This is a genomic window from Paenibacillus sp. 01T424 (assembly GCF_056398745.1).
Window position 1 is genome coordinate 26,301 of sequence record NZ_JBFTPZ010000069.1, and the last position, 12,690, is coordinate 38,990.

12 protein-coding genes are annotated in these 12,690 nt (G+C 46.6%); all 12 read left to right on the plus strand.

Annotated features, from left to right (window positions below):
• The first annotated feature begins 97 nt into the window (after nucleotides 1-97).
• The 12 genes from yyaC (at nucleotide 98) to tsaD (ending at nucleotide 11,659) form a co-directional block, all read left to right on the plus strand.
• Entirely contained in the window at nucleotides 98-718 is a 621-nt protein-coding gene (gene yyaC / locus AC1DPK_RS31935) for a spore protease YyaC (protein WP_477512775.1), read from the plus strand.
• 14 nt (nucleotides 719-732) lie between these two features.
• Nucleotides 733-1,596, plus strand: a complete 864-nt coding sequence (locus AC1DPK_RS31940) for an alpha/beta fold hydrolase (protein ID WP_477512776.1) — start codon at nucleotides 733-735, stop codon at nucleotides 1,594-1,596.
• 21 nt (nucleotides 1,597-1,617) lie between these two features.
• The gene (locus AC1DPK_RS31945) at nucleotides 1,618-2,280 is read left to right on the plus strand and encodes a DUF6483 family protein (protein WP_441877392.1); all 663 of its coding nucleotides are present in this window, start codon (nucleotides 1,618-1,620) and stop codon (nucleotides 2,278-2,280) included.
• A gap of 53 nt (nucleotides 2,281-2,333) precedes the next feature.
• A complete protein-coding gene (locus AC1DPK_RS31950) occupies nucleotides 2,334-3,521 on the plus strand; it encodes a class I SAM-dependent methyltransferase (RefSeq protein ID WP_477512777.1) in 1,188 nt (395 codons plus the stop codon).
• Nucleotides 3,522-3,645: 124 nt separating this feature from the next.
• Nucleotides 3,646-5,322: a histidine kinase N-terminal 7TM domain-containing diguanylate cyclase gene (locus AC1DPK_RS31955; RefSeq protein ID WP_256710986.1), complete on the plus strand. Its 1,677-nt coding sequence runs from the start codon at nucleotides 3,646-3,648 to the stop codon at nucleotides 5,320-5,322.
• 121 nt (nucleotides 5,323-5,443) lie between these two features.
• Nucleotides 5,444-6,526, plus strand: a complete 1,083-nt coding sequence (locus tag AC1DPK_RS31960) for an HD-GYP domain-containing protein (RefSeq protein WP_441877386.1) — start codon at nucleotides 5,444-5,446, stop codon at nucleotides 6,524-6,526.
• Between the two features lie 201 nt (nucleotides 6,527-6,727).
• On the plus strand, nucleotides 6,728-7,597 hold the full coding sequence (locus AC1DPK_RS31965; protein WP_076269656.1) for a YitT family protein: 870 nt from the start codon (nucleotides 6,728-6,730) through the stop codon (nucleotides 7,595-7,597).
• Nucleotides 7,598-7,671: 74 nt separating this feature from the next.
• On the plus strand, nucleotides 7,672-8,775 hold the full coding sequence (gene thiL, locus AC1DPK_RS31970) for a thiamine-phosphate kinase (protein ID WP_477512780.1): 1,104 nt from the start codon (nucleotides 7,672-7,674) through the stop codon (nucleotides 8,773-8,775).
• A 13-nt stretch (nucleotides 8,776-8,788) separates the two neighbouring features.
• Nucleotides 8,789-9,277: a tRNA (adenosine(37)-N6)-threonylcarbamoyltransferase complex ATPase subunit type 1 TsaE gene (gene tsaE / locus AC1DPK_RS31975; RefSeq protein WP_477512778.1), complete on the plus strand. Its 489-nt coding sequence runs from the start codon at nucleotides 8,789-8,791 to the stop codon at nucleotides 9,275-9,277.
• Nucleotides 9,274-10,092 carry a tRNA (adenosine(37)-N6)-threonylcarbamoyltransferase complex dimerization subunit type 1 TsaB gene (tsaB, locus tag AC1DPK_RS31980; RefSeq protein WP_441877377.1) on the plus strand — a complete coding sequence of 273 codons (819 nt, stop codon included), beginning with the start codon at nucleotides 9,274-9,276 and terminating at the stop codon, nucleotides 10,090-10,092. Before tsaE ends, tsaB begins: the two co-directional genes overlap by 4 nt.
• Nucleotides 10,089-10,577: a ribosomal protein S18-alanine N-acetyltransferase gene (gene rimI, locus AC1DPK_RS31985; RefSeq protein WP_339207222.1), complete on the plus strand. Its 489-nt coding sequence runs from the start codon at nucleotides 10,089-10,091 to the stop codon at nucleotides 10,575-10,577. The genes tsaB and rimI overlap by 4 nt, the downstream gene beginning before the upstream one ends.
• Nucleotides 10,578-10,615: 38 nt before the next feature.
• Complete coding sequence (tsaD, locus tag AC1DPK_RS31990) at nucleotides 10,616-11,659, plus strand: tRNA (adenosine(37)-N6)-threonylcarbamoyltransferase complex transferase subunit TsaD (RefSeq protein WP_441877589.1); 1,044 nt, start codon at nucleotides 10,616-10,618, stop codon at nucleotides 11,657-11,659.
• The last annotated feature ends 1,031 nt before the right edge of the window (nucleotides 11,660-12,690 follow it).

The following is a 12,690-nucleotide window of genomic DNA, read 5'->3' on the forward strand; positions in this document are numbered from 1 at the left end:
AAGTTTTTGCGAGCCGAATTCGGCTTCGGAAATGGGCTTGTTCGAACGTTTTGCAATGCTGCAATTGTAACATGTTTCAAACGAGAATGACCACAAATTGAACAGTATCATAAAATTGGATACAATTGAACAAGATACGATTGGCAATCGAAGACAGGGCAGGTGCAATACGACGGAACAGCTAACGAGCAGTGAATTGGAGTCCTTTTTTTGTGCCATTGCAAATAAGTATATGAATCGCAGCGGCATTGTATTTGTATGTATAGGCAGTGATCGTTCCACAGGGGACTCTCTTGGTCCATTAGTGGGAACGATGCTTAAGGAGAGAGGTTGGCCGAATGTCATTGGAACATTAGACAAGCCATGTGATGCGCATGCGGTTCAGCAAGCCGCTCAGTCGCTGCATAAAGATGACGTTGTCATTGCCATTGATGCATGCCTTGGCAAACCAACCTCCATCGGCCGTTTTATTTTGCACGAAGGACCGCTTGAGCCAGGAAAGGCAATCGGCCGCAGACTTCCAGCAATTGGGCATTATAGTATTGCAGGCGTAGTAAATGCTAACGGACCCAAGGCTTACTGGATGCTGCAAACGACTTCACTTTACCAAGTGATGCGTATGGCAAGCGAGATCGCGTGCGCGGTAGATTCAGCTTGGGGCCAGCATTCGGATAGCTTGTCATATGTTAATCAAGCATTACAAATTCCATCCGTGTAGAGGAGCATGAACAAATGACAAATGAAAATAGCAAAGAAGTATACTCAATCGCACAGCGTAAGCTTTTTTTGAATAACGGATTGGAGCTTGCATATTATGATTCCCATCCGGATGACGGAGGCGCGGCGGATGGCATTAGCGAGGTTGTCGTTTTGCTGCATGGCTACTGCGGAAGCTCTTCCTATTGGGAGCATATCTTGGATGGGCTAGAGCAATCTGTACGTATCATTGCGCCAGACGCACGCGGGCATGGAAGAAGCTCTGCGCCAAGTGATGAGGTTTATACGATGGAGTTGTATGCGGAGGATATTGCTGAGCTGCTTATCAAGCTGCAAATTCATAATGCAGTATTGCTTGGGCATTCCTTAGGGGGCTATATTACTCTTGCATTCGCTGAAAAATATGCGAAGAAGCTTTCTGGCTTTGGCCTGATCCATTCAACAGCGCTAGCAGATAGTGACGCTGCCAAAGAAAACCGTGATAAAGCAGCAGCGGCTCTCGAGCAAGATGGCGTGAAGACATTCGTTGATGGTCTTATTCCTAAGCTGTTTGCTCCCGATAATGTGGAGGCTTTGTCCGCTGAGGTTGAGCAAGGAAAGAAAATAGGCTATGGCACATCCCTGCAAGGTGCAATCAGCACAGCAAAAGGAATGAAGGCACGTCCAAACCGGACGCAGGTAATCGAGCAATCTGAGCTGCCAGTACTTCTTGTTGCAGGGGTGTCAGATAAGGTTATTCCGGTGGAAAGTGTTTTTGCAGCATCAAACGGCTGGGCCGTGAAAGTGGAGCTTGGCAGCGCAGGTCATATGGGAATGATCGAAGAGCCGAAGCAATTGATCAATGCTATTCTTAGCTTTGTAAAGAATAAGCAGCAGTAGATTGGCGAGAGGGGGAACCAGATGTTTCAGCGCGATTATTTCATGCGAATGATTGAGCAAATGACAGAAGCAGTCGGTCAAATTATGAATTTGAGGCGAGAGCGCAAGCACGAGGAGGCTTTGCTCTACATCGATGAGCTTCTTGATACAAAGTTTAGGCTAAGCAGCAAGCTTATTCGTTCCCTTTCGGATGAAGACTTACTGAAAATGATGACGACGAACGGGATATTGGAAACGGATCATTTGCAAGCCATCGCTCTTCTGATGAAGCAGGAAGCTGAATTGACTGCCGACTTGGGACGCGAGGATGAGAGCTTCATCGCGTATGTGAAGTCGCTGCATTTGTTTCTAAGATTGTCGCTAGTAGATGCGGCACCAACGATTACCGAGCCCCGCGAACAAATAAAGGAGCTGCTTGAGCGGCTGAAGCCTTATGAATTGCCCCTAGCAACGAAACGTTTGTTAATGGAATGGCTTGAAGCAGAAGGGCGTTATGACGCTGTTGAAAATATGATGCATGAGCTGCTTGAAGATAACGCGCTGACGAACGAGGAAGCAGAAGCAGCCTATAAACGAATATTGTTACAACCAGACGAACGGCTTGAAGCGGGAGGGCTGCCGCGCGAGGAGATAGAGCAGGGAATTGAAGACCTTGCCAAGCAGCAAACAGACGATATAGCATAAGCGTACGTATAATGAGCTTAGCTTCAAAACTGATTTAGGAGTGATTGGACAGCATGACGGAACAATGGCAGCAAGAAATTACGAAATGGATCACTGGCAAAGAGCTGCTGCAGGCTACGCTTAGCCAGCCGAAGCGGAAGGACGGAACCGCAGCGCCTAAAACAATCATTCGTCCCATTGAGATGAAGAACGGCTTGTTTTATCAATTTGAATATCATTTTGCAAACAAGGTTACGCATGACAATGTTGCTGAGCCGCAAGCGGCTGAGCGAGTCATCGATTTGCTGCAGGAGAACTACCGTCAGGCGCTTGTAAAAACGAACGAGGCTGACGTTCAATTGCTCTTTAGCAAAAAAGGGAAAGCGGCTATTTTAAAGAAACCGCCAACTGGTGATTCGAGCAAAGCGAATTTGCAGCATAATCGGCAGAAACAGCGTATTTTGTCCGAGAGTCAAGCGGCCCCTTTTCTTGTTGAGCTTGGCATTATGACGCAGGAAGGGCTTGTCCACGCCAAAAAACAGGATAAATACAGACAAATCAATCGTTTTCTAGAGATGGTAACGGATGTGCTTGCGTATTTGCCAACGGACAGGGAAATTACGATCGTTGATTTTGGCTGCGGCAAATCTTATTTAACGTTTGCGCTTTACCATTTGCTTGCAGTGGAGCAGAAGAGGAATATTAACATTATTGGACTTGACTTGAAAGCCGATGTCATTGCTTTCTGTTCGGAACTTGCGGAGAAGCTGGGTTATGACAAGCTTAAGTTTCTCGTAGGTGACATTGCTGAATATGAAGAGCTGCAAGCTGCTGATATGGTTGTCACTCTGCATGCATGCGACACGGCTACGGATGCTGCGCTTGCCAAAGCTGTTAATTGGGGAGCCTCCGTTATTATGTCGGTACCTTGCTGCCAGCATGAGCTGTTCAAGCAGGTAAAGAGTGATGTTTTATCTCCGTTACTCTCTCAAGGCCTGCTGAAGGAGCGTTTTTCCGCACTCGCCACGGATGCCGCAAGAGGAACTTTGCTGGAGGTTTTGGGGTATAAGGTTTCGATGCTGGAATTTGTAGATCCAAAGCATACGCCAAAAAATCTGCTCATTCGCGCGGTCCGTTCAGAGCAGCATGGGCTTTCTATGAAAAAATGGGAAGAGTATGAGCAATTTCGTCAGTTTCTGAACATTTCCCCGTCGCTGGAGCATATGCTTTCCGAACGATGGCCTAATCATATCTCCAAATAATATTGCTTATTGGCGAATGTTACACTTTGAATTTTTTGAGGGTAAGCAATTGTCGATAGTATTAACATTTGCTACAATGGAAGAAGATGGCTATCAAATGAATGGGTGAACCGTATTGGAATGGATGATCTGGCTAGACTTTAGTATGTTTCTAGTGCTGCTCGGCTTGTTTTTCTACGTGTTTGCCTCCAGCAACGTTACGATTTTGCATCGTATGTATTTGACTTTGCATGTCGTTTTTATGTGTTGGACGCTTTTTCAATTTGCGTCCCAGACGACAACTTCTGCGCTCTTTAGACTATTTTACGTTTCCATATCGTATGTAGGGCTTTCTCTGCTTGGAATTGGATGGTTCGTATTCATCGTATATCTCACCGGCCAGTCGTATGTTATACGAAAGAGCCGGTTGTTCATTTTAGCGATGCCCGCGCTTATTTCTGTAGCTGTGGTTATCATTAACCCAAATGGCATGTTTCTACGAATTAACGATCAGCTAAGTCCGCTCAAGCAGCTAGAGCAAGGGCCGTTGTACTGGATTATGATTACGCAATTAATTGTTTATGTAACCGTTTCTTTTGTTATTATGTTCTACAAGCTGCGCGGCGAAAATTCGGTACGGCAGCGCACATTAATCAAAACCGCAATAAACGGTATGTTTGTACTCGTTTCGTTTGCTATAACAGATTTATTTATCAATGTTCTATTAATTGAAAAAATGAATCAATATATTCCGCTTATTTCAGTAGGAATGGCTGTTGCCGCTGTTTATTTGGTACATGCCATTAGACGGAACAAAGTACTCGATATTATTCAAACCGTACAAAGAGATGTAATGAATACGATGTCGATGGGTATTATCGTGCTCGATGAGAACGATATCATTATTGATGTAAATAAAGTAATAAAGCCGATTCTGAGGCTGCGCATTGGCGACAAGTTTAATTCCGCTCATCTAGGACCGCAATTTAAAGGCGAGGTTACTAGAGATATTGCTGCTTTTTTTGAAGAGCAGAATAAGCGTCCGATGGACAGGCTTGAGATGGAAATTGCAATTCAGCATGACAAGCATAGGCATATTATCGTACAGTCTGCGCCTATATTGAACAATAAGAAGACATTGGTAGGCAGAGTACTGACCTTCCAAGATGTGACGGAGCTTCGCCTGCTAGTCGAAGAAACGAATGTTCAGAACGAGCTGCTTCAAGATCGAAATCGCGATCTGCTTATTATGCAGGACGAGCTGTTTCAAGCGAATAAGAAGCTTGAGCATATGGCGATTACTGACGGTTTGACCGGCTGCTATAATCGGCGTTACTTGCTCCATCAATTGGAGCAAGAAGTGATTGCTAATATTCGTTATGGCATACCCTTCTCTATATTTTTATTTGACCTCGATCATTTTAAATTGATTAACGATAAATATGGCCACTTAATTGGTGATGAGGTGCTTTGCGGTACGGTTGATGCCGTTAGAGGAGTTCTGCGATTTACGGATATATTAGCTCGTTATGGCGGAGAAGAATTTACGGTGTATTTGCCGCATACCAACCGAGACCAAGCCGATCAGATAGCGGAGATTCTTATGGAATCGGTTGAGCAAAATAAAATAAACACGGGAACCTCTGAGGAGCCGGTATCGGTAACGATAAGCATGGGCGTAATCTCTATTGAACATGTTGACCCAACCGATTTAGTAGATCCAAAAGCTTTCTTAAGAGAGTTGCTTGCACAGGCAGATGCCGCATTATATGAGGCCAAGTATAATGGACGTAATCGGATTGTTAAACGAAAATTAGCCTAGCAGCCTGAACAATATGTTTAGGCTTTTTCGTGTTTGCTGCATAGTCAGTTGGACATAGTTCTGATAAAATGGATTTGATCCGGTTACAATCGCTAAACTATCAAAGGCGGGAACTAATCTAATGAGAAAAACGCAGATTGGAATGGTCAAGCCGGGAGACAAGGTGGCTAAACCCATTTTTCAAGAAAACGGCAACGTGCTTCTAGGAGAAGGGGTTGAATTGAATGATCGTTACATCGATCGATTGCGGAACTTAGGCATCGATTTTCTATTCATAGAGGATGGGTTGACGGAGGATCTGATTCCTGAAGATACGATCCGTGATGAAACGCGTAAGCAAGCGGTCGATACTATTTACAAAACGATGAACTCCTTCAAAGACCAGACCGTAACAAAAGGGCGAACGATCGCACCGGATATGGGCCGCAATTTTCGGGCGGTATTCGGCCAAATTATGCAGGATTTATCCTCAAGACCAAACATGCTGGTTAATTTAACGAGCATTCATGCCATGGAAGGTTATTTATTTCAGCATTCCTTTAACGTGGCTGTGCTTTCAGGCATTATGGGCATGGCAAAGGGCTTTAATCGCAATCAGCTTGAAGAGCTTGGCATTGGCGCGCTGCTCTTCGATATTGGTATGACAAAGGTGCCGCCAAAGCTGCTGGCTCATACCGGCGGTTTATCGCTGGCGGAACGTGAAGTCATCAAAAGCCATGCGAAGGACGGGTTCGATATATTACGCAAGTATCACGATATATCTATCGTTTCTGCACACTGCGCGCTTCAGCATCATGAACGATTTAACGGATCAGGTTACCCGCGCGGGCTCAAGGAAAGTGAGATTCATATGTACGCTCAAATCGTAGGATTAGCGGACACTTTTGATGCATTAACTTCACCAAGACCTTATCGCAAACGGTACACGGCAAGCGAAGCGATTGAGTTTTTATTTGCTGCCGGCGGCACCTTTTTTGATCTGGACTTGATTAAGCTGTTCTGTCGGCATATATCAATATATCCAGTTTCGACTTCGCTTTTGCTTAGCACTGGTCAAGTTGGTGTCGTTTCAGAAAATACGGAGCTCGCTGTCCATCGTCCCCGTATACGAATTATTATGGAGCCAGACGGCACAATGCCGGCATCGCCTTATGAGATTGAGCTCAAGAACGAGCTTCATATTACAATCGTAAAGGAGTTGTAATTATTTTTTGTAGGAAATAGGCGCTATGTCTTTCGCGCTTACTTGAATATTAAACACGGATAGAAACCTTCTCTTAGAGGCAAATTGCTGCTAAAGTGGAAGGTTTCTTTTTTTGCAATAATGACAGAGTTGCTTTATATCTGGTACTTTTTAAGGTAAAATAATGAGAAATAGAGCTAATAGGGGGATGTGCGTACATTTATGGGATCATTACAGCACCACAAACTGTCCAAGCTCGAAGTGTTGCGAAGAGTGCTGTTTATTACACTAGGCGCTGCGCTCGTCTCAGTTGGGCTGGAAATCTTTCTAGTACCAAATCATATTATTGATGGTGGTATTGTCGGCATATCGATCATGGCCTCCTATTTAACGAAAGTGCCGCTTGGTCTTTTTCTCTTTCTTCTTAATCTTCCATTTTTGTTCCTTGGTTACAAGCAAATCGGCAAAACCTTTGCAATATCGACGCTGTACGGCGTTTCGGTCATGTCGCTAGGAACGTTTTTGCTTCATCCCGTACCGCCTCTTACGGTAGAGCCTTTTCTAGCTGCTATATTCGGCGGTGTCATTTTGGGCATTGGCGTTGGCATGGTTATTCGGTTTGGCGGATCGCTCGATGGTACCGAAATTGTTGCGATCGTGTTTAATAAGCGTATTCCTCTTTCGGTTGGCGAGACCGTTATGTTTTTCAACTTATTCATTCTCGGCAGTGCAGGCTTCGTGTTTGGCTGGGATCGGGCGATGTATTCGCTTATCGCGTATTATATTGCTTATAAATTGATTGATATTACGATCGAGGGCTTCGATGAATCCAAAGCGGTGTGGATCATTAGCGATGAAGCGAAGGAAATCGGCGCAGCGATTATGAGCCGTTTAGGACGCGGAGTTACTTACCTGCATGGCGAAGGCGGCTTTACTGGCGGCAGCAAACGCGTTATTTTTTGTGTCATTACGCGGCTTGAAGAGGCGAAGATGAAGTCGATTGTTCATGAGCTTGACCCTGTGGCGTTTCTTGCCGTCGGCAATATTCACGATGTGAAGGGCGGACGGTTTAAGAAACGGGATATTCACTAATGATGGTAGTAGTCAGTTTCTAAGAAATGCGCGGCCGATTTGGCTTGCACAGATCGGCCCACTTTTGCTTTGAGATGAAGGAGACCAGCAATTTGGATGAGTTTGCGAGTATTCATCATTGGACGGCAGGCATGCAAGGAAGTGCTTGGCAGCGCGAGCGCGGCGTGGTTATAGGGATAGGCGATGATACCGCCGTAGTTGATCCCGCTTCTGCTGCGGATGGCATTGCTGCTCCAAAGCGGATACTGCTGGCCGTCGACACGATGGTGGAGACGGTACACTTCAAGCCGTCGACGATGCGGGACGAGGATGTCGGCTATAAGGCGCTTGCCGCCAACATTAGCGATATTGCCGCGATGGGAGGCGTGCCTTTGCATGCGCTCGTCTCGGTCAGCGTGCCGCCATCGTATACGCCGGAGCGAATGCGGAGGTTGTATGATGGGCTGTACGAGTGCGCCGAGCGCTACGGGGTTGCCATTGTAGGCGGCGATACGACGTCGGCGCCGGAGCATTTGGTTGTCGCTGTAACGGTGGTTGGCACCGTGGAAGCAGGGCGTGAGCTGTGTCGCTCGGGCGCAAAGCCGGGCGATGCAGTGTTTGTGACCGGCGCCGTAGGCATGTCGGCGGCGGGATTGCATGCGCTCCTTGCAGAGGAGGAGCGCGTGGTGCTGCAGCCCGCGGATTTCAGCGCGGGTAGGGAAGGTTTGCTAGTGCAGGCGCATCAGCGGCCAAATCCTTCAGTGCGTGCGGGAAGGCTGCTGCTTGAGCATGGGAGCTGTCGTTCACTTAATGATGTAAGCGACGGCCTGGCGAGCGAAGCATGGGAAATTGCTGAAGCGTCGGGGCTTCGCCTCGTGCTTTATGAGAAGCTTCTGCCAAAGAGCGGCAGCTTGGCCGCTTACGCTTCAAGTGCAGGAATAGATCCGCTGGAATGGATGCTGTATGGCGGAGAAGATTACGTCTTGCTAGGCACGATGGCACCAGAACATGCGGAAGCGATGCGAGCAGCTTTTCATCAAGAAGGTATTCCTTTTTTTATTATTGGAGAAACCGAGATGGGTGAGCCCGCTGTTGAGCTCATTCGACATGATCAAGCTTTTAAGGAAAAAGAGTCGCTGCCTCATTTGGAGAAGAGAGTTTTGCTTAAGAAACGCGGATATAATCATTTTTCGACATGAACGGGTGAATAGCATGCAACAACAGATAAGCCATGCCACTTGGCTGGCACAAACGGAACAAAACACTGTAACGCTAGCCGAACAGCTTGCAGCTTGGGTAAAACCAGGTACATTGCTTGCATTGGATGGTGATCTGGGCGCGGGAAAAACTAGATTTTCACAAGCTTTTGCAGGCGCAATCGGTGTGAGAGGCATTGTGAATAGTCCGACTTTTACAATTATTAAAGAATATGAAGGGAATCAGCTTCCCTTTTATCATATGGATGTCTACAGGCTGTCGCTGGAGGAAGCGGATGAGCTTGGTTTGGATGATTATTTTTATGGCGATGGCGTAACGATTGTGGAATGGGCTAGCTTGATCAAGGAGCTGCTGCCAACTGAGAGGTTGGAGCTGTATATTGAGCATCTTGGCGATGAAGCACGGCGCATACAATTGACCGGCTATGGTGAAATTTACGCAGGCTGGTGTGAAGCTTTAAGCAAGTTAGGAGCAGACAGATGAGTAATGAGCAGAGAAATCAAACGGGACCGATACTCGCTTTAGATACGTCCACGGCGTCGATGGCAGCTGCTATCGTTAGCGGTCATGAGGTGCTTGCGGAAATTCAAACGTTAGCGGAAAGAAACCATTCTGTACACGTTGTGACGCATATTCAAGAAATGCTGCGAAAAAGCGGCCTTGCTACTACGGACATCGAGGCGATTGCGGTTGGGAATGGACCAGGATCATATACAGGAATGCGTATCGCGATCTCTGTAGCAAAAACGTTGGCATGGGTATGGAACAAGCCGCTGGTGAGCGTGTCCAGCTTGGAGGCCATAGCATATGGCGCTTGGCATCAGCAGGTGAGCGGAATTGCGGAGCTGGAGAAAATGCATAATGGCGAGCATTGGGTATTTCCGATTATGGATGCAAGGCGCGGTCAGGTGTATACATCGGCTTTCTTGATGACGGATGCATCTGAATGGACTCGCTGGCTGGATGATGGCGTTCGTATTATGAAGGATTTTGTAGATCAGCTTGAGCAGCGATTAGCGAATTTGCCGGCTGGAAGCATACGGAGCATCTCACTTGTCGGCGACCTGTCGCTTCACGAAGAAAGCGCGATGCGCTTGAAGCAGATTGGCGAGGCAGCAGGCGTTATCGTTCAGCTTCAACCCTTTATCCAAGAGGGCAAATGGATAGCAGAGCTTGGCCTCAAAAGACTGCAGTCAGGTCTAATAGAAGATCCGCATACTCTTATTCCTAACTACACTCAGCTAACTGAGGCTGAGGTCGTATGGAAGGCAAAGCAGGCAGGTGAAGCTAAGGCATGAAATTAGAAGTGAACAAACTCATTTTTCGAGCGATGACTATGGCAGACATACCCGCTATCGTTGCGATTGAACAGGAAGCCTTTACGAGTCCATGGACTGTGGAAGCATTCACGAATGAGCTCATGAACAACTTATTTGCTCGCTATATGATTATGGAATATGAGGAACAAATAATAGGCTACGGCGGCATGTGGGTTATTATGGACGAAGCGCATGTAACGAATATTGCGGTACGCTCAGATTATCGCGGGCAAGGTTTAGGAAACTGCTTGCTTAATGAGCTGCAGCGGACGGCAGTTTTCTTTGGCGCGGTAAAGATGACGCTAGAGGTTCGTCCCTCCAATGAAATTGCGCAAAACCTTTATCGGAAATACGGTTTTGAGCCTGCCGGCATACGCCCGCGGTACTACTCGGACAACAATGAAGACGCGCTTATAATGTGGGCTGAGCTAGACAAAGAGCGGTTGAAGGTAAGGGAGCAATGAATGTGAATCAATCGAAACAGGCAGTGAATGAACAGCCAATGAATGATCTTGTTTTGGCGATTGAAACGAGCTGCGACGAAACGTCAGCGGCGGTTATTCGCGGTGGAAAACATATTTTATCGAATGTCGTGTCCAGCCAAATTGAAATACATGAACGATATGGCGGTGTAGTTCCCGAGATTGCATCGCGTAAACATGTAGAGTCGATTACATTGATAATAGAACAGGCTGTCAAGGAATCAGGGCTGACGCTAAAGGATATGTCAGCTATCGCAGTCACACAAGGTCCCGGTCTTGTAGGGGCTTTGCTCGTAGGTATTGTAGCGGCCAAAAGCCTGTCTATGGCATTAGATATTCCATTGATCGGTACGCATCATATTGCAGGTCATATTTATGCAAATGAGCTCGTTCATGACATTATATATCCATGTATGGCGCTAGTTGTTTCGGGGGGCCATACAGAGTTAGTGCTGTTAAAAAGTGAAGGTGATTTCCAAGTTGTTGGCCGTACTAGGGATGACGCAGTCGGTGAAGCATATGACAAGGTAGCGCGTGCGCTGCACTTGCCTTACCCAGGAGGGCCGCATATCGACAAGCTTGCAGTCGAAGCAGACGAATCGATTACTTTGCCTCGTGCATGGCTGGAACCGGATAGCTATGATTTTAGCTTTAGCGGCTTGAAATCGGCAGTACTAGCGGTTATTAATCAGACGAGAATGAAAGGTTTAGTCCTGAATGAGGCGGCACTTGCTCGCGGATTCCAAGAGTCAGTCACTGAGGTGCTCGTCACAAAAGCTCTGCGCGCAGTCAAACAATATGGTGCGAAGCAGCTGCTGCTTTGTGGCGGCGTGGCAGCGAATAAGGGCTTGAGGGCAGCTTTAAGTGCAAAGTGCGTGTCAGAACGTGTGCCTCTGCTTATACCGCCGAATTCGCTGTGTACAGATAATGCTGCAATGATTGGAGCAGCGGCTTATTTGAAGCTAAAACGGTCGCAATTCACAGATCTTGACATGAAAGCTGACCCTGGTTTATCGCTTGAGAGCTGGTCAGTGAGCAATATGCCACATTCGTTGGCTGAATAGGGGCTAATAAAAAATATTTTCAATTGGAATTGACAGACAATTTATTAGAGCATATAATAAGCAACAATACTTCAAACTTCAACTTCATACGTTACAAACGCAAAGAACAGGAATAGTAAAGCTTGTCCGGGAATGTCTGAAACGTCACTATGAATGTGCATCATTCATACGTCGTTATGACACAAGAGAGCTGCGGGATGGTGCAACGCAGTCGAAGGATGCTTGAAACTCGCCTGGGAGCGGAACAGTGGAAACGATGGCAGCATGAGTTCATGCTGATAGCCATGCAGGTACATTGTTACGGTTAACCACCGTAATCGGGTGCATGTGAGTCAACATCCGGAGTTGGCCATATGCTTAAGTTGGGCGTCCCTGCTCGTTTGCGAACGTATGGGTGTCAACAAGGGTGGTACCGCGCGGGTCATAATAACCTGTCGTCTCTTGATTCAAGAGATGACAGGTTTTTCTTGTTGTCTTGAAGTGAAGGATTTAACGATTTAATGAGCAGCAACAATCCATATAGAGTAAAAACGCAATGAACAGGAGCAGTAGAACAGTAGGCTGGCAAAACGAATTTCAAGATATGTTCATCAAAAGCAGATGAACGAATTGAAATCGTACAGAGAGCTGCGGGGTGGTGTGACGCAGTCGAAGCTGAGGTTTGAATCTCGCCTGGGAGCGGAACGTGGGAAGCAAGCTGTCATAAAAGACAGTTTTTGTCTACAACGTTACGGTTAGCCGCCGTCATCGGGCATTTAAGCGGGCTCGGTTCCCGCAGCAAGCTATTCAATATTGCCTTTTTTGCAAGGCAGCATTGTTTAAGCTTCTGCAGCAAGAATCGGTCAATTAGAGTGGTACCACGGCAGCGTAAGCGCGTCGTCTCTTACAAGGAGACGACGCGCTTTTTTTTGTACCCAAAAATGAAAAAAATACATCCAAACGAATCCCTAGGAGGAATTAACAATGACAAACGAAATGAAAAAAATCCAAATTTTTGATACAACTCTTCGTGATGGCGAGCAGTCACCAGG